The sequence below is a fragment of the Heliorestis acidaminivorans genome (assembly GCF_008933955.1).
GTDB classification, from domain to species: Bacteria; Bacillota; Desulfitobacteriia; order Heliobacteriales; family Heliobacteriaceae; genus Heliorestis; species Heliorestis acidaminivorans.
In genome coordinates this window covers 574,110-597,366 of record NZ_WBXO01000001.1, presented here as the reverse complement: position 1 = coordinate 597,366, position 23,257 = coordinate 574,110, and the positions used below count along the sequence as shown (strand labels likewise).

General features: G+C 42.6%; 22 protein-coding genes. 21 read left to right on the top strand and 1 reads right to left on the bottom strand.

Going from position 1 to position 23,257, the window contains the following annotated elements:
- The first annotated feature begins 192 nt into the window (after window positions 1–192).
- The 16 genes from trpE (at window position 193) to F9B85_RS02820 (ending at window position 17,752) form a co-directional block, all read left to right on the top strand.
- Window positions 193–1,683 carry an anthranilate synthase component I gene (gene trpE, locus F9B85_RS02895; protein ID WP_243138043.1) on the top strand — a complete coding sequence of 497 codons (1,491 nt, stop codon included), beginning with the start codon at window positions 193–195 and terminating at the stop codon, window positions 1,681–1,683.
- A complete protein-coding gene (gene pabA, locus F9B85_RS02890; protein ID WP_151618267.1) occupies window positions 1,680–2,246 on the top strand; it encodes an aminodeoxychorismate/anthranilate synthase component II in 567 nt (188 codons plus the stop codon). Before trpE ends, pabA begins: the two co-directional genes overlap by 4 nt.
- A gap of 36 nt (window positions 2,247–2,282) precedes the next feature.
- A complete protein-coding gene (gene trpD, locus F9B85_RS02885; RefSeq protein WP_170270114.1) occupies window positions 2,283–3,320 on the top strand; it encodes an anthranilate phosphoribosyltransferase in 1,038 nt (345 codons plus the stop codon).
- A gap of 86 nt (window positions 3,321–3,406) precedes the next feature.
- Window positions 3,407–4,255, top strand: a complete 849-nt coding sequence (locus F9B85_RS02880) for an indole-3-glycerol phosphate synthase TrpC (protein WP_151618263.1) — start codon at window positions 3,407–3,409, stop codon at window positions 4,253–4,255.
- A gap of 26 nt (window positions 4,256–4,281) precedes the next feature.
- Entirely contained in the window at window positions 4,282–4,956 is a 675-nt protein-coding gene (locus F9B85_RS02875; RefSeq protein ID WP_151618261.1) for a phosphoribosylanthranilate isomerase, read from the top strand.
- A 26-nt stretch (window positions 4,957–4,982) separates the two neighbouring features.
- Complete coding sequence (trpB, locus tag F9B85_RS02870; protein WP_151618258.1) at window positions 4,983–6,179, top strand: tryptophan synthase subunit beta; 1,197 nt, start codon at window positions 4,983–4,985, stop codon at window positions 6,177–6,179.
- Window positions 6,169–6,990, top strand: coding sequence for a tryptophan synthase subunit alpha (gene trpA, locus F9B85_RS02865; protein ID WP_151618256.1), 822 nt, complete (start codon window positions 6,169–6,171; stop codon window positions 6,988–6,990). The genes trpB and trpA overlap by 11 nt, the downstream gene beginning before the upstream one ends.
- Window positions 6,991–7,267: 277 nt before the next feature.
- Window positions 7,268–8,281 carry a 3-deoxy-7-phosphoheptulonate synthase gene (aroF, locus tag F9B85_RS02860; RefSeq protein WP_151618254.1) on the top strand — a complete coding sequence of 338 codons (1,014 nt, stop codon included), beginning with the start codon at window positions 7,268–7,270 and terminating at the stop codon, window positions 8,279–8,281.
- Window positions 8,282–8,317: 36 nt separating this feature from the next.
- A complete protein-coding gene (gene pheA, locus F9B85_RS02855; protein WP_151618253.1) occupies window positions 8,318–9,172 on the top strand; it encodes a prephenate dehydratase in 855 nt (284 codons plus the stop codon).
- Entirely contained in the window at window positions 9,169–10,293 is a 1,125-nt protein-coding gene (locus tag F9B85_RS02850) for a prephenate dehydrogenase (protein WP_151618251.1), read from the top strand. Before pheA ends, F9B85_RS02850 begins: the two co-directional genes overlap by 4 nt.
- Before the next feature lie 12 nt (window positions 10,294–10,305).
- Window positions 10,306–11,613 carry a 3-phosphoshikimate 1-carboxyvinyltransferase gene (gene aroA / locus F9B85_RS02845; protein WP_151618249.1) on the top strand — a complete coding sequence of 436 codons (1,308 nt, stop codon included), beginning with the start codon at window positions 10,306–10,308 and terminating at the stop codon, window positions 11,611–11,613.
- 52 nt (window positions 11,614–11,665) lie between these two features.
- Window positions 11,666–12,340, top strand: coding sequence for a (d)CMP kinase (cmk, locus tag F9B85_RS02840; RefSeq protein WP_151618247.1), 675 nt, complete (start codon window positions 11,666–11,668; stop codon window positions 12,338–12,340).
- Window positions 12,341–12,345: 5 nt separating this feature from the next.
- Window positions 12,346–13,011 carry a lysophospholipid acyltransferase family protein gene (locus F9B85_RS02835; RefSeq protein ID WP_170270112.1) on the top strand — a complete coding sequence of 222 codons (666 nt, stop codon included), beginning with the start codon at window positions 12,346–12,348 and terminating at the stop codon, window positions 13,009–13,011.
- Between the two features lie 135 nt (window positions 13,012–13,146).
- Entirely contained in the window at window positions 13,147–15,174 is a 2,028-nt protein-coding gene (locus F9B85_RS02830) for a bifunctional 4-hydroxy-3-methylbut-2-enyl diphosphate reductase/30S ribosomal protein S1 (protein ID WP_151618243.1), read from the top strand.
- 110 nt (window positions 15,175–15,284) lie between these two features.
- Window positions 15,285–17,471 (top strand): type IA DNA topoisomerase, encoded by a 2,187-nt coding sequence (locus F9B85_RS02825; RefSeq protein ID WP_151618241.1) that lies wholly within the window; start codon window positions 15,285–15,287, stop codon window positions 17,469–17,471.
- A complete protein-coding gene (locus F9B85_RS02820; RefSeq protein ID WP_151618239.1) occupies window positions 17,471–17,752 on the top strand; it encodes a GIY-YIG nuclease family protein in 282 nt (93 codons plus the stop codon). Before F9B85_RS02825 ends, F9B85_RS02820 begins: the two co-directional genes overlap by 1 nt.
- A 116-nt stretch (window positions 17,753–17,868) precedes the next feature.
- Here F9B85_RS02820 and F9B85_RS02815 read toward each other — a convergent pair whose 3' ends face one another.
- The gene (locus F9B85_RS02815; RefSeq protein ID WP_151618238.1) at window positions 17,869–18,456 is read right to left on the bottom strand and encodes a hypothetical protein; all 588 of its coding nucleotides are present in this window, start codon (window positions 18,454–18,456) and stop codon (window positions 17,869–17,871) included.
- Window positions 18,457–18,631: 175 nt separating this feature from the next.
- Between F9B85_RS02815 and F9B85_RS02810 the strand changes: the two genes are divergently transcribed.
- The 5 genes from F9B85_RS02810 to thrB all read left to right on the top strand — a co-directional run bounded on the left by F9B85_RS02810 (window position 18,632) and on the right by thrB (window position 23,250).
- Entirely contained in the window at window positions 18,632–19,354 is a 723-nt protein-coding gene (locus F9B85_RS02810) for a hypothetical protein (RefSeq protein WP_151618237.1), read from the top strand.
- Window positions 19,355–19,428: 74 nt separating this feature from the next.
- Complete coding sequence (locus F9B85_RS02805) at window positions 19,429–19,935, top strand: ACT domain-containing protein (RefSeq protein WP_341474371.1); 507 nt, start codon at window positions 19,429–19,431, stop codon at window positions 19,933–19,935.
- Window positions 19,936–19,946: 11 nt separating this feature from the next.
- Window positions 19,947–21,236 carry a homoserine dehydrogenase gene (locus tag F9B85_RS02800; protein ID WP_151618235.1) on the top strand — a complete coding sequence of 430 codons (1,290 nt, stop codon included), beginning with the start codon at window positions 19,947–19,949 and terminating at the stop codon, window positions 21,234–21,236.
- 93 nt (window positions 21,237–21,329) lie between these two features.
- Window positions 21,330–22,316 carry a threonine synthase gene (gene thrC / locus F9B85_RS02795; protein ID WP_479723889.1) on the top strand — a complete coding sequence of 329 codons (987 nt, stop codon included), beginning with the start codon at window positions 21,330–21,332 and terminating at the stop codon, window positions 22,314–22,316.
- Window position 22,317: 1 nt separating this feature from the next.
- Entirely contained in the window at window positions 22,318–23,250 is a 933-nt protein-coding gene (thrB, locus tag F9B85_RS02790) for a homoserine kinase (RefSeq protein ID WP_151618232.1), read from the top strand.
- Window positions 23,251–23,257: the final 7 nt, after the last annotated feature.

The following is a 23,257-nucleotide window of genomic DNA, read 5'->3' as shown; positions in this document are numbered from 1 at the left end:
GACAAAAAACAGCAAGACTGATATGTTTGACATGAGATGAGTTTAGAGTAGAGTTAAGATGAGAAGAGCAGAGTCGAGCGGAGACGAGCGGAGTCTTTCTGTATGTGAGAGAACCGGTCCACTTCGGTAGGCCGGTTTTTTGTTTTGCCTTTTTTTGGCTTTTTGCTTTATTTATAAGGAAGGTGAGTTCTAATGAGTGCTATGATAAGTAATCAGGAGTTTGTGGAACTAAGTAAAAAATATCGTTATGTTCCTATGCATAGTACCTTCTCGGCCGATCTAGATACGCCTATTACTTTTTTTCACAAGCTAACAGGCGATGGGCTCGGTTATTTGCTAGAAAGTGTGGAACGAGGCACTGTATTAGGACGTTATTCCTTTGTAGGAGCCGATCCTATGGCTTTTTTCACTTGGCCCCCTGGGGATAAGGCTAAGGCAAAGGAAAGTACGATAGAGCAAAAGGATCCTCTAGCTGAACTAAAGCATTGGTTAGAGCAATTGCAAGTAGCTCCTCTATCCTCAGAAGGCGAATTACCTCGTTTTTATGGAGGTGCTGTTGGTTACTTTGCATACGATCTCATTCGCTACTATGAACGTCTTCCTGAAAAAGCTGTAGATGATCGGTCTTTACCAGAAGCTAATCTAATGGTAACTCGATACACCTTGGTTATTGATCATTTACGTCATAAAGCAACTCTCGTTTATCTTGCTGAAGCTGGCGATGAAGAAGCTTATCAATATGGGAAGAAACAATTACAAGAGCGATTACAGATCCTACAAGCACAGATGCAACAAGCTACTTTTGAGAAAGCTATACAGTTTGCAGAAGGTGCAGGAATCGACAATAGTGCCATGACCTCTACTTTTGATCAAGAAAGTTTTTGTCAAGCTGTAGAGAAGTGTAAAGAATATATCGCTGATGGTGACATTTTTCAAGTCGTCTTGTCTCAGCGCTTTTCTAGACCTTTAAGGGTTCATCCTTTCAACATTTACCGTTCCCTACGTTCTCTCAACCCTTCACCTTACCTGTTCTACTTAAACTTACCTGGTCTCACTATGGCTGGTTCTTCTCCGGAGCTCTTAGTTCGAGCTGAAGGTACAGAACTAGAAACTCATCCCATTGCAGGAACAAGGCGCAGAGGCAAAGATGAGGAAGCGGATGCTTTACTATCAGAAGATTTATTAAATGATCCTAAGGAAAGAGCGGAGCATTTGATGCTCGTTGATTTAGGTCGTAATGATATTGGTAGAGTCAGTGAGATGGGTACGGTAAAAGTAGACCGCTTTATGGAAGTAGAGAAATACTCCCATGTAATCCATCTCGTTAGCAAAGTAACAGGTCAACTAGCAAGTGATAAGACAGGTCTAGATGCCCTAGCTAGTGTCATGCCAGCTGGAACGCTCAGCGGTGCTCCTAAAGTACGGGCCATGGAAATCATTGATGAATTAGAACCTGTTCGTCGTGGGCCTTACGGTGGTGCTGTAGGATATCTTGGCTTTGATGGTAACTTAGACTCTTGTATTACTATTCGCACTATGGTGATGCATAACGGACGTGTCGACATACAAGTTGGTGCTGGAATTGTAGCTGATTCCGTACCTATATCAGAATATGAAGAAACAATGAACAAAGCTAGAGCACTATTAGAAGCACTTGATCGAGCGGAGGGAGAATTTCTATGATCGCAATGATCGATAACTACGATTCTTTCACCTACAACCTTGTTCAGTATCTCGGGGAACTAGGAGAAGAGATAAAAGTATATCGTAATGATAATGTTACCATTAAAGACTTAGAGGTTATACAACCTCGACATATTGTTATCTCTCCAGGCCCTTGTACACCTAATGAAGCAGGCATTTCTATGGATGTGATTCGTCACTTTGCTGGTTCTATACCTATCCTTGGAGTATGTCTCGGTCATCAGTCTATAGGTCAAGTCTTTGGTGGCAAAGTTATTCGAGCTAGTCGCTTAATGCATGGCAAAACTTCTCCAATCTTTCATGATAATCAGACTGTTTTTCAAGACTTACCGTGCCCGTTCACCGCTACTAGATATCACTCCCTAGTTGTAGAAGAGGCGTCACTGCCTGATTGTTTAGAAATCTCAGCGAAAAGTGATGACGGAGAAATAATGGGTTTGCGTCACAAGGAATATAAGGTCGAAGGTGTACAATTTCACCCAGAGTCTATCTTGACTGATCATGGCAAAGTGCTACTTAAAAACTTCTTGAATTTAACCTAACCGAAGATAAAAATCCTTTTATTGAGGTGAGTGGAGATGAGTGTAGATATAGGACGTCAAAGTTTGTTGACTTTGATGGATGGAGAACCTTTAGGTGAGAGCAGAGCTGAAGCTTTGATGTCAGCTGTCATGGAAGGTCAAGTTCCCACAGCTCAATTGGCAGGAATACTCGTAGCGCTTCACTTTCTAGGCGAGCGAGAAGAAGAGCTTACAGGCCTTGCTCGAGCCATGCGCAATCGCGTCTACAAAGAGATGTCACCTTTTATACCAGAAAGCTACAGAGATTTGGAAGATAAAGTAGTAGATACTTGCGGCACTGGTGGTGACGGAGTAGGTACATTTAATATATCTACAGCTACAGCCTTAGTAGTAGCCGCAGTCGGCGTGCCAGTAGCCAAACATGGCAATCGTGCTGTATCAGGTAAAGCAGGTTCTGCTGACGTATTAGAAGCTTTAGGCCTTACTATTGATCGTTCACCAGCCCATGCTTTTGAATCTTTATTTAAGACTGGTTTTGGCTTTTTCTTTGCACCACAATGTCATCGAGCCATGGCACATGCGGCACCAGCTCGCAAAGAACTGGCTGTACCTACGGCCTTTAACCTTTTAGGACCTCTGACTAATCCAGCTGGCGCTAGAAAACAACTGATGGGTGTCAATAAGCCAGAACGGGTCGAGCTAATGGCTCGAGTTCTACGAGGACTAGGAGTAAAAAGGGCCTATGTTGTTCATGGTCACAGCGGCTTAGATGAACTAACTGTAACAGGTCCTTCCCAAGTAGCTTTCTTAAATGAAGGGCATATCGAATTAAGCATTATTGACCCACAAGATTATGGTTTCTCCTACTGTCGAATTGAAGAGTTAGCCGGTGGAGACAAAGAAGAAAATGCCAATATAATTGAAAAAGTTTTTCAGGGGCAGAGAGGTCCGCAACGTGATATTGTTCTGCTCAATACGGCGGCTACGCTTTATGTAGCTGATGTGGTTGAAGATTTACATGAAGGCATTGCTCTAGCCCAAGATACCATCGATCGTGGTAAGGCGACCGAATTATTAGATAAACTTAGAGATTAAAGTCAACAGTAAGAAAGTTTTCAGTCACAAGAAGACTTAATAACAAAAGATATCTTAAGAGACTCTCAAAAGAGGAGGCGCAATTCTTGGCACAACCACCAGTTCCTTTACAAGGCTTTCTACAAACAATCTGGGATTGTAAGCAACAAGAGCTTTTTGAAGCTAAAAATAAAATTTCTTATATCGATCTAGAACAGCAACTGCCTTATTTATCAATGCCTTTGGATTTAGCTAAAGCATTAGAGAGTCATAATGGTCCAATAAAAGTTATCGCCGAGGTAAAAAGAGCTTCTCCCTCGAAAGGCCTTCTTCATGGAGAATTAGTTGCTCCAGAGATTGCCAGAATTTACGAAGAAGCTGGTGCCTCAGCTATATCAGTACTAACGGAAGAAAAATATTTCCGAGGTTCTTTGCAGGATCTAAGAGATGTTCGTCCTAAGGTAAAGATACCTCTGTTGCGTAAAGATTTTCTATCTGATCCTTATCAAATTCTCGAAGCAAGAGTAGCTGGTGCTGATGGAGCTTTACTTATTGCCGCTTTCTTAGGACCTACCTTGCTTCAAGAAATGATTCACGGAGCTTTAGAATTCAATATACAACCACTTATCGAAATCCACGATGCCTATGAGATTGAGTGGGTTATAGATGCCATAGAAAGTAATCAAAAAAGAGCAAAGAACTGGACACCTATCGTAGGAATCAACGCTAGAAACTTACAGACTCTCGTAGTTGACAAAGAGCAGGTCTTGCAGTTAGCGGCAGAGCTTCCTAGAGAAGCTATCAAAGTAGCTGAAAGCGGCCTTAAAGAACCCCAAGAAGTCTTTAGGGCAAAAGACGTAGGCTTTGATGCTATCTTAGTAGGAGAAGCGTTGGTAACAGCGCCTCATCCTGGTGCGGCTCTCGCAGATCTAGTAAGTTTAACGAACCCCAAATAATGTAGGTTTAAGAGGAGAACTAGCCGATGACAAATGTTCCACGTGTTAAAATATGCGGAATCGGCACTTATGAAGATGCCCTAATTGCCATTGAGAGTGGAGCTCATGCAATTGCCTTTAATTTTGTGGGCTCGTCAAAGCGATATATTAACCCTGAAAAAGCAAGAGATATTGTCATCAAACTACCACCATTTGTATCTATTGTAGGTGTTTTTGCTGATGAACCCCGGTACAGTGTAGAAGAAATTGCTTCCTTATGTCGCCTACAGGTTCTTCAATTCCATGGTCAGGAGACACCTGAATATTGCAAAAGATGGTCTTACAGCACCATAAAAGCTTTTCGCTTTGCTGATTCAGATCAAGATGTAGAGAAACAAGAAAAAGGAATAGCTATCTATTCTTCTTGGTCAGCTTTAGGAGAAGCTGTTCATGAATACGATGTAGACGCTGTACTAATTGACACCTACACCCCCGGAGCATTAGGTGGTACAGGAAAAGCTTTTGATTGGGACAGAATCGAAGGCACATTATCGAAACCGTGGATCTTAGCTGGTGGATTAAATCCAGATAATGTAGCAGAGGCCGTTAAAAAAGTTAAGCCTTACGGTGTTGATGTAGCTTCTGGTGTGGAAGTAGAAGGTCGCAAAGACCCAGCTAGAGCTAGGGCTTTTGTAGTTGCCGCCAGCGGCGGACCATTATAGTTAAGGCGCAGAAGGAGATAAAGAAAATGGTAACAAAAACGACAACAGCAGGTCGCTTTGGTTCTTTTGGCGGTTCTTATGTACCGGAAACATTGAAGCCCGCTTTGGAAGAACTGGCGCAGGCTTATGAACATTTTTCTCAAGATCCTGCCTTTCAAGAAGAGTTTGTTACTTATCTGAATGAATATGCTGGAAGACCTAGTCTTCTCTACTACGCAAAACGCTTAAGTGATCGTCTTGGTGGTGCAAAAATCTATCTAAAACGAGAAGATCTTAATCATACAGGTTCTCACAAAATTAATAATGTTCTCGGCCAAGCTTTGTTAGCTCATAAAATGGGCAAAAAGCGAGTTATTGCCGAGACAGGGGCAGGCCAACATGGTGTAGCTACAGCAACTGCTTGCGCTCTTTTCGGTCTCTCTTGTGAAGTATATATGGGCGCTGAAGATGTAGAGCGTCAAGCTCTGAACGTGTTACGAATGGAACTACTAGGAGCTAAAGTTATTGCCGTTAGCAAAGGCACTGCTACCTTAAAAGATGCCATTAATGAAGCTCTACGTGACTGGGTCACCAATGTAGAGAACACTTACTACTGCTTTGGAACAGCCGCAGGACCGCACCCTTATCCCTCTATCGTACGAGACTTTCAATCGATTATAGGTAAGGAAGCACGAGAGCAAAGCTTAACCATAGAAGGTCGCTTACCTTCAGCTGTTATTGCTTGTGTTGGTGGCGGCAGTAACGCTATGGGTATCTTTTCTGGCTTTTTAGAGGACGAAGAAGTACCGCTCATTGGAGTAGAAGCTGGTGGTGATGGTATTGATCAAGGTCGACATGCCGCATCCTTAGTAGCTGGTAAGCCAGGCGTCTTGCACGGCGCTCGCTCCTATCTCTTGCAAGATGAGCACGGGCAAGTTTTATCAACTCATTCCATTGCCGCAGGTCTAGATTATCCTTCTGTAGGACCACAATTGGCTTACTTAAAAGAACAAGGGAGAGCAACCTTTGTAGCTATCAATGATCGTGAAGCATTAGATGGTTTTGCTATGCTTGCTAGCACAGAAGGAATTCTACCAGCCTTAGAAAGCTCTCACGCTGTAGCTCAAGCGATTAAGATGGCACCAACAATGAGGCAGGATCAATTTATCATCCTTAACCTTTCTGGAAGAGGCGACAAAGACGTGCACACATTAGCCGAGGAGGTGGGCAAAGATGCTAGATAATGCTAGAGGTACTGCAAAAATTGAAGCCACCTTCGAGGCACTACGAAAAGAAGGCCGTAAAGCTTTTATCCCTTTTATCACGGCAGGAGATCCCGACCTAAGGACAACAAAGGAACTTGTGCTGGCCATGGAACAAGCAGGTGCACATATTATTGAACTTGGTGTACCATTTAGCGACCCTGTAGCTGATGGTCCTGTTATTCAAGCGGCTACATCGAGAGCTTTAGATGGTGGCACAACTTTATCTTCTGTACTTAACCTCGTTCAACAATTACGCCAAGAAACAGATGTCCCCCTAGTATTGATGACCTACTATAACTTACTTCTAGCCTATGGACTGGAAAAATTTGCTCAAGTAGGTGCAGAAGTTGGAATTGACGGCGTTATTATTGCTGACTTACCAGTGGAAGAAGGAGATGAGTTGCGAGAACTACTAGACCCAGTAGGTCTTGCGCTGATTCCTTTAGTAGCACCAACGTCAACGAAAGAGCGACTTGAACTTATAGCAGAAAAAGCCCGTGGCTTCATCTACTGTGTATCATTAACGGGGGTAACAGGCGAAAGGCAAGACTTGCCTCCAGATGGAGAAAAGTTAATTCAAAGGATGAGAGAAGTAACGTCACTGCCCTTAGCTCTTGGCTTTGGAATTTCTAAGCCTGAACAGATTCCTTTGATAGCCCAAAAAGCAGATGCGGTTATTGTGGGAAGTGCCATCGTAAAAAAAATAGAAGAAAACTTGAACTCTAAAGAAAAGCTCCTGAACGAGACGACTGATTTTGTTCGCCAAATGGTGCAGGCTTTACCACAATAATTTACAATTAAAAAATTCAATCATTGTCAGCCGGTGGAGGCTGTGTTATAGTCTCATATGTAGGACCTTTGCAAGAGCAAAGGCGTAGGATGGTAGCAGAAGCTAAGTAGCTTCTGGAAGAACTTTTTTGTAGGATGGTAGCACGGTAGGAGACGAAGATTTTTTCAGGCACTCCACCTATTCTGTTGGAGTGCCTTTTTTGTCTCTTTTATAGATTACCGATTGCTAAACCTTCCGAACGGAAAGATTAATAGTAAGAAAAAGGGAGGCATGGACAATGATCATTGTTATGAATCGAGGCGCATCTGAAGAGTCGATCAGTTCTGTCTGTGAGCGATTGGAAAAAGAAGGATTTATTATTCATTTGTCTAGAGGTGTGGAGAGAACCATCATAGGAGCGGTTGGTGATAAAACCCGCATTGACCGATCCAACTTGGAGGCATTACCAGGTGTGGAAAAAATTGTTTCGATTTTACAACCTTACAAATTAGCGGGAAGAGATTTCCGTCAAGAAGATACAGTGATCACCATTGGTGACGTAGAGATTGGTGGCAATCAAGTTCAAGTCTTTGCCGGTCCTTGCGCTGTAGAGAGCTGGGAACAACTTATTGAATCGGCTAGAGCTGTGAAAGAAGCAGGTGCCAAAATATTACGAGGCGGTGCTTTCAAACCTCGTACATCTCCTTACGCTTTCCAAGGTCTTGAAGAGAAAGGCCTGCAGTTATTAGCTAAAGCGCGAGAAGAGACGGGACTGCTCATCACAACAGAAGTTATGGACCCACGAAGCATTGAAATCATTGCGCATTACAGTGATATCTTGCAGGTCGGCGCTCGCAATATGCAGAACTTCTTCTTGCTCAAAGAATTAGCGAAAATTGAAAAGCCTATATTGCTCAAGCGCGGCCTTTCTTCCACAATAGAAGAATGGTTAATGGCGGCAGAATACTTAATGGCTGGTGGCAATAATCAGGTTATTCTCTGTGAACGCGGCATAAGAACATTTGAGACTTACACAAGAAATACTTTAGATATAAGTGCCGTTCCTATAGTTAAGCAGTTGAGTCACTTACCAGTTATTGTTGATCCGAGTCATGGTACTGGAAAGTGGCAGTTAGTTCGTCCTATGTCTCAGGCTTCTATTGCTGCTGGTGCTGATGGCCTGATGATTGAAGTTCATCCTAATCCTAGTGAAGCTCTTTGTGACGGTCCACAATCATTGACACCGGAAAACTTTACAGTTTTAATGGAAGATATGCGCAAAATGGCGCGCATCATGGGGAAGACTTTGTAGATATATAATGTAGCTTAAAAAGCTCATGGAGGTTTTATGAAAGAGAAAGCCATCAGAGCCGGTTATTTAGGACCTGAGGGAACCTTCAGTGAAGAGGCCGCTCAGGTCTTTTTTTCTTATCAAGAACAAGAAGTTTCTCTTAGCCCTTTTTCGTCTATTCCACTGCTTTATGATGCTTTAGGTAAAAGAGAAGTTGATCTAGCGATGCTCCCTGTTGAAAACTCTATAGAAGGAACTGTCAATCAAACACTAGACGAATTGATTGAACATCCTTCTCTTCTAATTAGTGGCGAAATCATCTTATCGATTCACCATTGCTTACTAGTTCGACCAGATCAAGAGTGGGCGAAATTAGAAAGAGTCTACTCTCATCCTCAAGCACTAGCACAATGTCGAACTTTTCTGGAAAAGAACTTAGCAGAAACTGCTTTGTTTCCCACTTTATCAACAGCAGAAGGGGCGCAAATTGTAGCCAAATCAACAGAACCTTATGGTGCTATTGCTTCGCGATTTGCCGCCTTACGTCAGGGCTTAGAAGTAGCTGTTCCTGATATTCAAAGCAAACAAAACAATAAAACGCGCTTTTTAGTTATTGGTCGTCAGTTGACAGAGCCGACGGGAGCAGACAAAACATCTATTGTTTTTGCTCTTCCCCAAGATAGACCTGGCGGGCTCTACAGTATTCTCAAAGAATTTGCAGAGCGTCAAATAAACTTAACAAGGATTGAATCAAGGCCAACAAAGCAAGAATTAGGACATTATCTTTTTTTCATAGATTGTCTTGGTCATCAACGCGATCCTATGGTAGCAGAAGCACTACATGCTATTGGTAAAAACACAATTTTAACGCGCATTCTGGGAAGTTACAAAATAGGGATGGTGAAAGAATGAGCCGACCCTTTCAACGAATTGCCATAGTCGGGATGGGTTTGATTGGCGGATCTATAGGGATGGCTCTTTATCAAGGAAAGATAGCTGAAGAAGTTGTTGGCTGTGACCTCAACGTAGAAAGCCTAGACCTAGCTCTATCGACCAAAGCGGCCCATCGTGTGGAAAAAGATATTGTCAAAGCTGTTAAAGATGCCGAAATGGTCATTCTGGCCACACCAGTGCGCACCTATCCTAGCATCGTCAAAGCTATGAAGGATCACTTAGAAGTTGGTGCGATTGTTACCGATGTAGGCTCTACGAAAAGTTGGGTCGTAAAAGAATTAGAGACTTTACTTGGTGATGATAATCCTTTCGTAGGAGGTCATCCCATGGCCGGTTCAGAGAAAAAAGGCATGGAAGGTGCAGATCGTTACCTGCTCGAAAATGCTGTCTATGTACTTACACCTCATGATCGAACATGCAGAAAAGCATTAGAAAAAGTAAAGTCTATGGTTCAAGCTTTAGGTGCTCGCAGTCTAGTCTTATCCGTAGAAGAACATGACAAAATGGTTGCCATGGTTAGTCATCTGCCTCATATGGTGGCCGTAGCTCTTGTTGATACGCTTGGTGAAGTTACAAAAGAGCATCCATCAGTAACTATGTTAGCCGCTGGAGGATTCCGAGATACTACACGAATAGCCGCTGGCGATCCACAGATGTGGTACGATATTGCTTGCACTAATCGTAATCTTCTAGTTGAAAAGATAGATCACTTTCAAAGTCTCTTAGAAAAGCTGAAAAGAGAGATTCTAACTTGCGGTCAGACCATACAAGGGACAGAAGAACCTTTAAAAGTACGCTTGCAAAAGGCTAGAGATCTTCGTCTGTCTATTCCAGGTAAAGCTAAAGGTTTATTGCCAGGCATTCACGAGGTTATTGTCACCGTACCAGATCGCCCTGGTATGATTGGACATATGGCTCGACTGCTAGGTGATCAAGGTATAAACATAGCTGATATCGAGATTTTACGTGTTCGAGAAGGCGATGGAGGTACAATTCGCATAGGATTTTATCAAGCTCATGAAGCGGAAAAAGCCTTACAGGTGCTAAGTCAAGATGGAATTATCGTAAAACGATGCTGAGGAGGAAATAACATGGCCAGAAATGTTGTGGCAATAGAAGGAAAAGGGCCTTTGAGAGGTGATTTAACTGTACCTGGAGACAAGTCAATCTCCCATCGAGCAGTTATGTTTGGTGCATTAGCACAAAGCCAAACAAGGATTAGCAACTTCTTGCCAGGTCAGGATTGCCTCTCAACCATAAGTTGTTTTCAAAAGCTTGGTGTACCGATTGTTCAGCCTTCTACAACAGACGTTATTGTAGAGGGACAAGGTTTAATGGGGTTAAAAGAGCCTTCTGATCTGCTCGATGTTGGTAATTCAGGAACAACAATGCGTTTGATGGCTGGTATCTTAAGTGGACAATCTTTTTTTTCTGTAATGACAGGTGATAGCTCAATTCGACGACGCCCTATGGGCCGCGTTACAGAACCACTGAAAGCCATGGGTTCAACTATTCTAGGTCGAGAAGGTGGTAAAAAAGCGCCTCTGGCCATTGCAGGTACACAAAAACCTTTACTTGCTCTAACGTATCAAAGCCCCGTAGCAAGTGCTCAGGTCAAGTCAGCTATTCTTTTGGCTGGATTATACGCTGAAGGGTCAACTAAAGTAATAGAACCTCATCGCTCTCGTGACCATAGTGAACGTATGCTAAAAGCTTTTGGTGCTAAGATTAGCCAGTCTGAAGAAGGCTTGAACAGCGAGATAGAAGGATTTCCTAGTTTGATTGGACAAGAAATAGATGTACCAGGTGATATCTCGTCAGCTGCTTTTTTGCTAGTTGCCGCTTCTGTGATTCCAGGTTCGGAGCTATATATTCGTAACGTGGGCATCAATCCCACGCGTGATGGTGTTATAGAAGTGTTAAGAGCTATGGGCGGAAAGATAAAGGTCGAGAACGAAAGAGTAGTGGCTGGAGAACCAGTGGCTGATATTTTGGTACAAGCCAGTACTCTTCACGGCACAACAATTGAAGGAGAAGTCATACCTCGTCTCATCGATGAGATACCAATTCTTGCTGTGGCCGCTCTCTTTGCTCAAGGACAAACCACCATAAAAGATGCTGAAGAATTGAGAGTAAAAGAATCTGATCGAATTGCTGTCTTAGCAGATCAACTGCGCATGATGGGTGCTAAGGTAAAGGAACTACCCGATGGGATGATCATTGAAGGAAGTCAGACTTTACAAGGAGCAGAAGTAGAAAGCAAAGGAGATCATCGCATTGCTATGGCTTTAGCCGTCGCTGGTCTTCTTGCAGAGGGTGTAACAGAAATCTCAGATGCCTCAGCAGTAGAAGTATCTTATCCAGGATTCTTTTCTGTTCTGACAGATCTACAGCAATAAATAAAATATGATACAATAGACAGAAAAGATAGCTTAAGGAGTATTAAGAATAGTGATAGAACCGATACAGATTGCTATAGATGGTCCTGCCGGAGCTGGTAAAAGTACGGTAGCAAAAGAAGTAGCGCGACGATTAGGATACTTATATATTGACACAGGTGCCATGTATAGAGCCCTAACCTGCCTTGCTTTGGAGAAAAATGTATCTTTATTTGATGAACAAGCCCTTACCAATTTAGCTCATAATAGCACGATTAATTTAGTCCAAAAGGAAGAGCGATTACATGTCTTTGTTGAAAATATAGAAGTTACAGAAGCTATTCGAAGTCCCTTAGTCTCTAGCCATGTATCGCAAGTGGCCGCAGTAGCAGGCGTGCGCATGATTATGGTTGAACAGCAAAGAGCAATGGCTCGTTCACAAAGTGTGGTCATGGATGGTCGAGATATCGGTAGTCATGTCTTACCTTTTGCACAGATCAAAATTTTTCTTACTGCCTCGATTGAAGAAAGAGCTCGTCGGCGTTATCTGGAAATGACAGCAAAAGGCATTCCTGTTAATGAAGAAGTGTTAAAAGAAGAAATTCAGCGTCGCGATGAGCAAGATGCTTCCCGTGAAGTATCTCCTCTAGTAAGAGCTGAAGATGCTTCTATCCTTGATACGACAGGTCTTGAAATCGAAGCAGTAATTCAAATAATCTTAGACCTTACTGCCCGAAGAGGCAGGTGAAGAGCTTGCAAGATAAAGACAGAGAAGAGTACCAGCCCCACGAAAGACCTTCAGCTCTCTTCCGTTTTTTTAGACCTATCTTGTTCTGGTTTTTTGCAAAAATCTGTCGTTGGGAACTAAAAGGCTTTGAGAATGTTCCCCAATCAGGACCTGTAATAATCGTTTCGAATCATGTCTCTAATTGGGATCCACTCATTGTTGGTTGTGCTATTCAGAGACCTGTGCACTTTATGGCCAAACTAGAACTTTTTCAAGTTCCTCTCTTAGGAACTCTATTGCGCAATTTTGGTGCTTATCCTGTAGAACGGGGAGGCTCTGGAAGAAAGGCCTTGAAAAGGTCTATAGATCTTCTGGGGCAAAATAAAGTAATCGGTTTATTTCCTGAAGGAACGAGAAGCAAAACGGGTAAACTAGGAGAAGCCAAAGCAGGAGTAGCGCTTATTGCTGCTAAAGCAGGTGCTCCCATCGTACCTATAGGCTTGTATAACAGCGCCAATGTTTTATCAGACCGTCGAAGCAATCCCTGTATTGTTTCTGTAGGTCCACCGATTCTGATTGAGACGGCAGAAGGTGAGAAAGTTACAAGTCAAAAGCTACAAGAAATAACGGACCAGATTATGAATTCTATTGCAGAACAAATTGAGAAAGGCCGCGAAAGCAGAGCTTTTTAATATAAACGAACCAACCTTATTGCTTTGCTTTTTCCCCTTTGTAGCCTTGAGCTAAAGGGGAATTTTTATGTGCTAAGCAGGAATTATCCGTTTTATCTCGAAAATAGTACCAGAACGTGACGAGGAGTGATGGGATTGCAAGTCTTCCTGGCGGAACACGCTGGGTTCTGTTTTGGTGTTCAGAGAGCCTTGGACAAAGTGGAAGAAGAACTGCAAAAAAATGGTGATGTAGCAACTTATGGTCCTTTGATACACAATCCACAGGTTGTTGAAAGACTGGCTCAGCAAGGCGTTAAAGTGATCCAGACCTTCCATGAAGACAATCCGAACAGGGTTGTGATCCGTTCTCACGGCGTCGGTCCTGAAGTATATGGCCTCGCTGAACAGCGAGATTTTGAACTTATCGATGCCACTTGTCCCTTTGTCAAAAAAGTTCAAAAGGCTGCACAGCGCTTCACAGAAGAAGGCTATCAAGTTGTTGTAGCGGGCGATCAAGAACACCCAGAAGTCCAAGGTATTGTTGCCTGGACTGGGGGAAAAGCCCTAGTGATAGCTAATCAAAAAGAAGCAGAAGCGTTAAACCTCGAGGGTAAGGTAGCATTAATTGCGCAAACTACTCTAAAAGAAAGTACATTGCGCGAGATAGCCTTGGTCCTTGGCCAAAAAGAAGGTCTACACTTGGAGGTTGAAAACACCATCTGCTCAGCTACAGCAAAGCGACAAACAGCGGCGCAAAAGCTTGTTGAGCAGGTTGATGTGATGGTGGTCATTGGGGGGCATAATAGCTCCAATACAAAAAAGTTGGCTCAAATTTGTCGTGAGGCCGGCGTGCCCACCTATCACATAGAAAAGCCTGAAGAATTGGACTGTCAATGCTTTCAAGGAATTCAAAAAGCCGGAATTACGGCAGGGGCTTCTACGCCCCACTGGATAATCGAGGAGGTAGTTCAGAGAATGTCCGACTGGAATCAAGAAGGAACAGAGAACAAGGAAACAGTAGAACAAGAAAATGCACAACAGCCAGAAGAAGTAACACAAGAGGCTGACATGGAGGATATGGGAACTTTTGAAGAGACCTTCAAGAAGTATGAAGAAGGTCAGAAAAAGTTCGAAGAAGGACAACTGATTACAGGCGAAGTTGTAAAAGTAAGTTACGATGAAATACTCGTTCATGTTGGTGGCAAATCAGAAGGTGTAATTCCTCGCCGAGAGATTGCTCCAAGAGTTCCTGATAATGTAGAAGAGATTGTGAAAGTTGGTCAAGAGATCCCAGTTGTAGTTCTCAAGGCTGAAAATGAAGACGGTACACTTCTACTATCACGTCGTAGAGCTATTGAGCAAGAGAAGATCGTAGCCATAAAAGAAGCCAAAGAGCGCGGTGATATTGTGACTGGCGAAGTTATCGCTGTCGTCAAAGGCGGACTTCGCGTTGATATTGGTATTATCGGCTTTGTGCCAGCTTCTCTAATTGAACGTGGTTATGTAGAGGACTTAGATCAGTATCTAGGTCAAACCTTACGCATGAAGATTATGGAAATAGATGATCAACGGAACAATGCTGTCTTATCACAGAAAGTAGTTCTAGAAGAAGAATATCAAAAAGCTCGTAAGCAGACTTGGGAAGAGATCGAAGATCATCAGACTCGCCGTGGTACAGTTCGTCGTTTGACTGACTTCGGTGCTTTTGTTGACTTAGGTGGTGTAGACGGTCTTCTGCATATTTCTGAAATGTCTTGGGGACGAGTTAAGCATCCTAGCGATGTTGTCAAAGAAGGCGATCTAATTGATGTATACGTGCTAAAAGTAGATCGCGATAAAGAAAAAGTATCTCTAGGTTTGAAGCAAGTTCTTCCTAATCCCTGGAGTACTGTTACGGAGAAATATCCTATTGACTCTATCATTGAAGTCACCATCGTTCGTTTAACAACTTTTGGTGCTTTTGCTGAGTTAGAGCCTGGCGTAGATGGTTTGATTCACATTTCTCAGTTAGCAGACCGTCGTGTCAATAAGCCTGAAGATGTTGTTTCTGTAGGTCAACAAGTTAAAGCTAAAGTTTTAGATATCAAAGAAGACGAGCGCCGCATCTCTTTAAGCATGCGTGCCGTTCAGGATGATCAGGAGCAAGCAGAAGTTCAAGCTTACCTGGATAATCAGGAAAACTAATTTTCCTGAGCAGGTGATTCTACATTGAATTGCTCTTGAAGTATAGAACAAAGAAGCGGGGCACTGGTCCCGCTTTTTCTTTCGTCTTTTTTGAGGATGGGACGGTCAAGATGATTTTAGTAATAGCGGAAAAAGCATCGGCAGCTCGAGAATTTGCTCGAGTGCTTGCGCCGAAAGCTAGAAAAAACAAGCAAGGCTTCTTAGAGGATGAAAACTTTGTCATTGCACATGCTCGCGGACATTTAGTGGAGCTTATGACACCTGGTGAGATTGATAGCAAATACAAGCGTTGGAGTCTCAAAAACCTACCTATTCTACCAGATAAGATTCCACTGAAAGTCCGAAGCGGGACAGTCAAAGAATTCAATGCGCTGAAAGCACTGTTACAACAGCGTAAATTTCGCTTTGTAGTTTGCGCTACTGATGCTGGTCGGGAAGGACAATTAATATTCGACTATATCTATGAATTAGCTTGCTCTAGCCTGCCTGTTAAGCGATTATGGCTTTCAACCTTTACTGATGATGGCATTAGCAAGGCTTGGCAAGCAATGCAAAATTATGATGCCTATGGGGGTCTATCTAAAGCGGCACGTTTGCGAGCACAATCGGACTGGATCGTAGGGATGAATGCTTCACCAGCTGTTTCGCTCACTGCTGGCCGTAAGATTAATGTGGGACGGGTTATGACGCCAACCTTGACCTTAATTGCTCGACGTACTGAAGAGCATCGCGATTTCCAACCAGAACCTTACTTCCTCGTTAAAGCCTGCTTTGATAATGCTTTTTGGGGGACTCTTTTGACAGAAGCAGGAGATAAGCTGGCTCGTTTTTCAGAGCGATCTCAAGCAGAAGCGATTGTGGAAGAGCTGAATAATCAAAAAGGACAAGTTGTAAAGCAAGAAAACAAAAAAGAAATGCAAAGTGCGCCACCACTTTTTAATTTATCAGACCTACAAATTACAGCGGCTAAAGCTTTTGGTTTTTCTGCTGATAAGACTTTATCGATTGCTCAGGCTCTTTACGAAAAACATAAATGCTTGTCCTATCCAAGAACATCGTCAAGACATATAGAACCTTCTCTCATACCACAACTACCGACTTTGGTCAAGGTTGCTGAAGCCATTCCAGAATTAGCTGACATAACTCGTCAGATTCTAAGCGCTCCTTTGCCTAAGTTAAGTAAAAAGTATATGGATAGCAGTAAGGTGACTGATCACCACGGCTTGATACCTACAGGCAAGAACGTAGATTTGTTGCTATTGTCAAGCCAAGAAAAAGCTATTTACTTAATGGTCTTAAGGCGTTTTTTAGCCATCTTTTTACCACCTGCGCACTATGAAAAGAAAGAAATATTAATGGCCATTGTAGATCGAGAAGGCCTGGTTTTTCGTTCTCGCGGTAAAAAGCTTATACAACCTGGTTGGCTTGCACTATATCAACATGAAGAGGATGGCAAGTCACGAAAGGAAGCTGAAGAAGATGGTGAGGAAGAACAGCTCTTACCTCAGGTAAGAGTTGGGGAGATTTTTCCTGTTACCGATAAGGTGTTAGAAGAGAGAGTAACTACAGCGCCACCACTTTTTACAGACGGCACTATCATTAAGGCCATGCAAAACATTGCAGAGTTTTTGGATGATAGAGCCTTAAAAGGCATCTTAAAGCCTTTAGGGTTGGGAACAGAAGCAACAAGAGCGGCTATTGTTGAGAAGCTATTAAAGCTTGAGATGATTGTTCGAGTTGGTAAAGGAAAAGTTAAGCAGATTGTGGCCACCGATTTTGGCTTACAAGTCGTCCAGGCTATTCAAGATGAAGCAATCAAGTCGCCAGCTTTAACTGCCCTTTGGGAGGATAAATTGTCTCAAATTGAAGATGGCACTTTACAAGAAGAGATGTACCTGCAAGAATTACATCAATATATACATAGTTTAATTGTTAATTTGCAAAAAGCGCCGCAAGTAATAAAAGAGGAAAAACCAAGCTCTACCTTTGCTAAGGACAAGGTTTCAAGAGGTACGAGCAAGCAAGCTGAAGTGAAGGCTAATGCTTTTGGCTTTTGTCCCCTTTGTCGAGGTGAAATTATTGAAGGCAAAAAAGGCTACGGTTGTTCTAGCTGGAAAGAAGGTTGTTCTTTCGTTATTTGGAAAGAGATAGCTGGCAAGAAAGTCACGGTAGCAACAGTTCGAACCTTACTTAGCAAAGGTAAGACAGGTCTCCTCAAAGGCTTCCGTTCCAAAGCTGGCAATGCCTTCTCAGCTACTTTAGTTATCAAAGACGGGAAAGTGGAGTTTCAATTCTAATGGCTTATACTTATATTTTGCACTGTGCTGACGGCTCTTTCTATACTGGCTGGACTGTTGACTTAACCAAAAGAGTAGAGCGTCATAACGACGGAACAGGCAGTGCTTATACTAGAGCTCGGCTACCTGTTAAACTTATCTACTGGGAATTTAAAGAGACAAGACAGGAAGCACAACGTCGAGAATGGGAAATAAAACAGTTGAAACGATCAGAAAAAGTAGCTTTAATCAATTTCTTTACAGAAAAGCTGAGAAGTCAAGATTTAGAAATAAAATCCTAATATAAAAGTATAGAAAAGTGCAATATAGCAAGCCCCTCAGACTGTAAGCGTGGCAGTTCGAGGGGCTTGCTGTATTTATTTAAATGCTTTTTATGACTTTATGAGGGAAATGCTTGCTATTGTTTGTTAGGATCTTTGTTCTCTTCTGGTGTTGGTAAAGGCTCAGAAAAAGGAACAAGGTCAGGTTTTTTTATAGGTGGGGCAGGTTTTTCAATAGGCTTAGGTGGTAGAGGTTTTTCAATAGGCTTAGGTGGTAGAGGTTTTTCAATAGGCTTAGGTGGTAGAGGTTTTTCGATAGGTTTAGGCGGAGCTGGCTTTTTGATTGGTTTAGGTGGTTCTTCAATAGGTTGTACTGGCTTTGGTATAGCAGGAATTTTAGGTGGTGGGCAAGTTTTTTTGGGAGCTTTAGGAGGCAATGGGCGACGCTCAGGAACTTTAGGCTCACAGGGACGTGGTGGAGGTGGTGTTGGCATCGTTGATTTCAGATCATCCATCATGCATAGGAACATCATTTGCATATGTTTATATAACCGTCGATACATATGCTGTCCGTACTGATCAACCATGGACATAACCATTCGTTCCATCCGTTTTTCCTGTTCTCTCATAAGGCGATGGCACTCTTCAATAGGTTCTCTTTTTACTGGTTTTTTGGGAGGCTTTGGAGGATGACAAGGATAAGGTGGGTAGCGGCAATCACTCATAAAAGGATCCCCTTTCCTTTAGAACCTTTCATTTTAGCTGTTCATAGCAACTAAAACACGCTTCGTCTTGGGCGAACGTACGAAAGGATTTGTTTATTAGACATCGTTAATTGTCGCTACATCATATGTAAGTCTACTCTAAGAGGTGACGCTCCCTTTAGAAGGAGGTGAAGGTGTGAATCTAACTCGTAGAAAGAAAAGACACTATCTTTTGCCCCTAGGCCTCTGGCTTACATGTTTTTTCTTCATTATTCCTTCCCTTGCAATAGCAGAAGAAGGTTTTGAAGAAAAAATAATTTTCAGTGGTTCTCAAGCTACTTCTTTTGAAAATGCTATCTTAATTGAGAGCTTGCAAGAACCTACTACGATTTTTGGAAACTTTTCTTCTCAGGGTCAAAGTGATTTTTATCTTATTAAAGCCCAAAAAGGTGAGCAATTACTTCTAGAAATGTCCATTCCACAGATATCTAGGCTTGACTCTTTTCGCCCCGCTTTTTTTGTAGTAGGTCCAGAATTGCCAAACAATCATGATTTTCCTTTTGTTCTGCCACTACCATCTGAATACAAAACATATCAAGTCCTACCAGCAGAGCGAGAAAAAGCTCGCATCGATTCTTTTTCAGGAAACTCTTATTGGATTACGCAAGCTTTTCAGTATCCTATACCTGATGATGCCGAATACTATATCATCGTCTATGATGAAAAAAAACAAGAAGGAAAATATCAGCTCCGCATAGGTACTAGCCAAGAAAAGCCTTTCTATCGTATCTTAACAAACCCTATAGACTTTTTAGCTCTCCGTGCCTGGTATAATCCAATACAAGTACTCATCCCCACAGGACTATTTGCCATGGCCATGATGGTTTTTCTAGTCAATATATTGAAACGAAAAAAATAGTTCTATAATAATAGTAAAATTTAATTGTGCGACTTCTTCTTTTCCTATTGCTCTTAGAGAAGAAGAGGTCTATAATGTCTACCGTACAGGGAAATACTCCACCGTGGATGGACAGAGGTGAAGCCATGGACAAAGGAGGAAAGCGTTTTTATCTTGTTGATGGCACTATATTGCCAGAAGCAATCTTGAAAACGGCGTGGGCTAATGAGATGTTGGCCAAAGGAGAAGTTAGTAGGGTTAGCGAAGCTGTAGAGAAGGTAGGCTTAAGTAGAAGCGCCTATTACAAATATAAAGACGGCGTTCTTCCCTTTCAAGGGAATGGGCGCCCTCACATTCTCTCTGTAAGCCTACTGTTAGAGCATCAACGGGGTATATTGTCTCGTGTCTTAAATACGGTTGCGGCTGTTGATGGCAATATTTTAACAATTAATCAATCCGTTCCTGATAAAGGGCTAGCGCCTGTTTTATTGGTGCTCGATATTTCACAGCTTTCTGTTGATGTTCCTCATTTGCAGGGGGAATTAAGAAGACTTAGTGGGGTACGGCAAGTTCAGTTAGTAAGTGATGAATCTTCTAAGTGAGGTGTACTATTATGAAAAAACCTATTGGAGTTGCTTTGTTAGGTCTTGGTACAGTCGGTGGGGGAACTTATAGAATTCTAGAAAACCGCAAAAAAGAAATTGAGCAAAGATTAGGTGTGCCTGTTGAAGTAAAAAAAGTACTGGTCCGAGATGTCAATAAAGCAAGAACAACTGCTGTTCCACAAGCTTTACTGACGGACAAGCCTGCCGGAATTATGGAAGATCAGGAAATAGCTATCGTTGTTGAGCTCATGGGTGGTATCGAACCAGCATTTACTTATATAAAAGAAGCTTTAAAAGCAGGGAAAAGCGTTGTTACAGCTAATAAAGATCTGATGGCTCTGCATGGCGGTGAGTTGCTCGCACTAGCGGAGAGCAATGGCGTTGATCTGGAGTTCGAAGCTTCTGTAGCTGGTGGTATTCCAATCATTCGTCCTCTAAAAGTTTGTTTAGCCGGCAATCGTATGGAAGAGCTAAAAGGAATTATTAATGGAACGACGAATTTTATTTTGACGAAGATGACACAAGAAGGCAGTGATTTTGCCGAAGTATTAAAAGAAGCGCAAGATCTTGGTTATGCAGAAGCCGATCCTACTTCCGACGTGGAAGGACTTGATGCGGCACGGAAGTTAGCCATATTAGCTTCCATTGCTTTTAACACAAGAGTAGCGCTAGATAAGGTATATGTTGAGGGGATTACCAAGATCTCAGCACGAGATATAGAGTATGCTCGAGAGATGGGTTATACAATTAAACTTCTAGGCATCGCCAAAGAACAAGAAGGTCAAGTAGAAGCACGTGTTCATCCTGCTATGATTCCTTCTTACCATCCCCTTGCGGCTGTTAATGACGCCTTTAATGCTATTTTCGTTCGTGGCGATGCTGTTGGTGATGCTATGTTCTATGGAAGAGGAGCTGGCGACCTACCGACAGGTAGTGCTGTTGTAGGTGATATCATTGATGCCGCCCGCAATTATACCCGTCAGAATCAAGGACGAATTAGTTGCACTTGTTATGATGAAAAGCCAGTAAAATCTTTTGGTAAGATAGTCTGTCGTTATTATTTGCGTCTTCGTGTATCAGACAAGCCCGGCGTATTAGCAGCCATTGCTGGTGTTTTAGGAGATCATGAAGTCAGCATCCAGACAGTCATTCAAAAAGAACATGTGGGCAAAGATGCAGAAATCGTTCTTGTCACACACAAAGTCAAAGAAGAAAATTTACAGAAAGCCTTGCAAATCCTTGAGGCTATGGATATTGTAGAAAAGATCAACAATGTCATACGTGTCGAGCAAGATTAGTGAAGGATATCGGAAAGGGGCAGGAATATGTCGGATTGGCAAGGGATTATACCTGCATTTAAAGAATTTCTCCCAGTAACAGAAGGGACACCTATGTTGACCTTGAAGGAAGGCAATACACCTTTACTTCGAGCGCCTCGACTGTCAGAGCAGTTGGGTGTAGAATTATACTTCAAGTTTGAAGGCATGAATCCGACAGGCTCTTTTAAAGACCGTGGCATGGTTATGGCTGTAGCTAAAGCGGTAGAAGAAGGTGCCCAGGCGATTATGTGTGCTTCTACAGGAAATACTTCTGCGGCGGCCGCGGCTTATGCGGCCCGCTGTGGCATAAAATGTATCGTCTTGATTCCAGAAGGCAAAATTGCTTTAGGTAAGCTAGCACAAGCTTTGATCTATGGAGCTAAAGTAATTTCTATAGAAGGGAATTTTGATGAAGCTCTCAAGATTGTACGTAACATATGTGCTGAACATCCTGTAACGCTCGTAAATTCCGTCAATCCTTACCGAATTGAAGGACAGAAAACAGCGGCTTTTGAAGTATGTCAGCAGTTAGGTGACGCACCAGATTATCTAGCTATACCCGTCGGCAATGCTGGCAACATAACAGCCTACTGGAAAGGCTTTGTTGAATGGCAGAAAGCTGGTAAGGTTGACAAAAGGCCAAAAATGATTGGCTTTGAAGCTGAAGGTGCGGCGGCTATTGTATATGATCGAGTTATTGAGAAGCCAGAAACGGTTGCCACAGCTATTCGTATTGGAAACCCTGCTTCCTGGGAAGGTGCTGTTAATGCAGCCAAAGAATCAGGCGGGCTTATTGACTATGTAACGGACGAAGAAATTTTAGCGGCCTATCGTTTATTAGCTTCTCAGGAAGGTATTTTCTGTGAACCTGCTTCAGCCGCTTCCTTAGCAGGCGTTATCAAAAAGAAAAAAGAAGGATTATTGCCAGAACAAGCGCGAATTGTTTGTGTTCTAACTGGTCATGGCCTGAAAGATCCTGATAATGCAATTGCTACTGTAGCAGGTGGTCCGATCATGGTGCCAGCAACAGAAGAAGCGGTTCTGCGGGAGGTTTTTTAAAATGACACCCGCCAGGGCTTCTGGTTTTGTGCGCGTCAAAGTCCCGGCGACAACGGCAAATCTTGGTCCCGGTTTTGATACGATAGGAATGGCACTAGAGCTTTATAATATTGTTGAATTGTCTTTACTTGCACCAGATGAACTTGTGGTGGAAGTAGAAGGAGAAGGCGTTGCCAACATTCCTAGAGATGAGACGAATATTGTAATAAAAGTTATTAGACAAGTCTTTAAAAAAGCTAAGAAAAATCCTAGCGGCTTTAAGCTAAAGCTAATCAACCATATACCTGTAGCAAGAGGATTAGGTTCTTCTGCAGCTGCTCTAGTAGGTGGTGCTGTGGCGGCTAACGAACTTTGCGGCAATGCTCTTAGCGATCAAGAGATCTTAGAGATCGTAACAGATTTTGAAGGACATCCTGATAATGTGGCTCCAGCACTTTTTGGTGGTGTTGTTGTATCAGCTCAGATGAAATCGGAACAAGGAACAGAAGTCGTGAGCCGGAAGATTCCACCGCCATACGGACTGAAAGCAGTTGTGGCCATTCCAGATTTTCACTTGGCAACTAAGAGCGCACGAAGTGTATTGCCTGCTCAAGTACCTTTTGAAGATGCAGTCTTTAACCTATCACGAGTTAGTATGGTGATTATGGCCTTTATTCATAACGATTGGGATCTTTTGTCTAAGATGATGGAAGATCGTTTACATCAACCTTATCGACAAGCATTAATACCGGGGATGACAGAGGTTTTTGAAGAGGCTCGTCAAGCTGGTGCTATAGCCGCTATGCTTAGTGGTGCAGGACCTACCTTGATAGCTTTTGGTCTCGAGGATACACAGGAGATTGCTGAGGCCATGGAAAAAGCTTTCTTACGCCACGGTGTTAACATTACAATTAAAGAATTAAAACCCAGTCCTGTCGGGGCTAAAGTATTCTAAGTTGTTA

Excerpts from the sequence above, each read along its gene's own strand:
- trpE (WP_243138043.1), top strand. The coding sequence starts at position 193 with ATGAGTGCTATGATAAGTAATCAGGAGTTTGTGGAACTAAGTAAAAAA.
- pabA (WP_151618267.1), top strand. The coding sequence starts at position 1,680 with ATGATCGCAATGATCGATAACTACGATTCTTTCACCTACAACCTTGTT.
- trpD (WP_170270114.1), top strand. The coding sequence starts at position 2,283 with ATGAGTGTAGATATAGGACGTCAAAGTTTGTTGACTTTGATGGATGGA.
- F9B85_RS02875 (WP_151618261.1), top strand. The coding sequence starts at position 4,282 with ATGACAAATGTTCCACGTGTTAAAATATGCGGAATCGGCACTTATGAA.
- trpB (WP_151618258.1), top strand. The coding sequence starts at position 4,983 with ATGGTAACAAAAACGACAACAGCAGGTCGCTTTGGTTCTTTTGGCGGT.
- trpA (WP_151618256.1), top strand. The coding sequence starts at position 6,169 with ATGCTAGATAATGCTAGAGGTACTGCAAAAATTGAAGCCACCTTCGAG.
- aroF (WP_151618254.1), top strand. The coding sequence starts at position 7,268 with ATGATCATTGTTATGAATCGAGGCGCATCTGAAGAGTCGATCAGTTCT.
- pheA (WP_151618253.1), top strand. The coding sequence starts at position 8,318 with ATGAAAGAGAAAGCCATCAGAGCCGGTTATTTAGGACCTGAGGGAACC.
- F9B85_RS02850 (WP_151618251.1), top strand. The coding sequence starts at position 9,169 with ATGAGCCGACCCTTTCAACGAATTGCCATAGTCGGGATGGGTTTGATT.
- aroA (WP_151618249.1), top strand. The coding sequence starts at position 10,306 with ATGGCCAGAAATGTTGTGGCAATAGAAGGAAAAGGGCCTTTGAGAGGT.
- F9B85_RS02825 (WP_151618241.1), top strand. The coding sequence starts at position 15,285 with ATGATTTTAGTAATAGCGGAAAAAGCATCGGCAGCTCGAGAATTTGCT.
- F9B85_RS02820 (WP_151618239.1), top strand. The coding sequence starts at position 17,471 with ATGGCTTATACTTATATTTTGCACTGTGCTGACGGCTCTTTCTATACT.
- F9B85_RS02815 (WP_151618238.1), bottom strand. The coding sequence starts at position 18,456 with ATGAGTGATTGCCGCTACCCACCTTATCCTTGTCATCCTCCAAAGCCT.
- F9B85_RS02805 (WP_341474371.1), top strand. The coding sequence starts at position 19,429 with ATGTCTACCGTACAGGGAAATACTCCACCGTGGATGGACAGAGGTGAA.
- F9B85_RS02800 (WP_151618235.1), top strand. The coding sequence starts at position 19,947 with ATGAAAAAACCTATTGGAGTTGCTTTGTTAGGTCTTGGTACAGTCGGT.
- thrC (WP_479723889.1), top strand. The coding sequence starts at position 21,330 with ATGTTGACCTTGAAGGAAGGCAATACACCTTTACTTCGAGCGCCTCGA.
- thrB (WP_151618232.1), top strand. The coding sequence starts at position 22,318 with ATGACACCCGCCAGGGCTTCTGGTTTTGTGCGCGTCAAAGTCCCGGCG.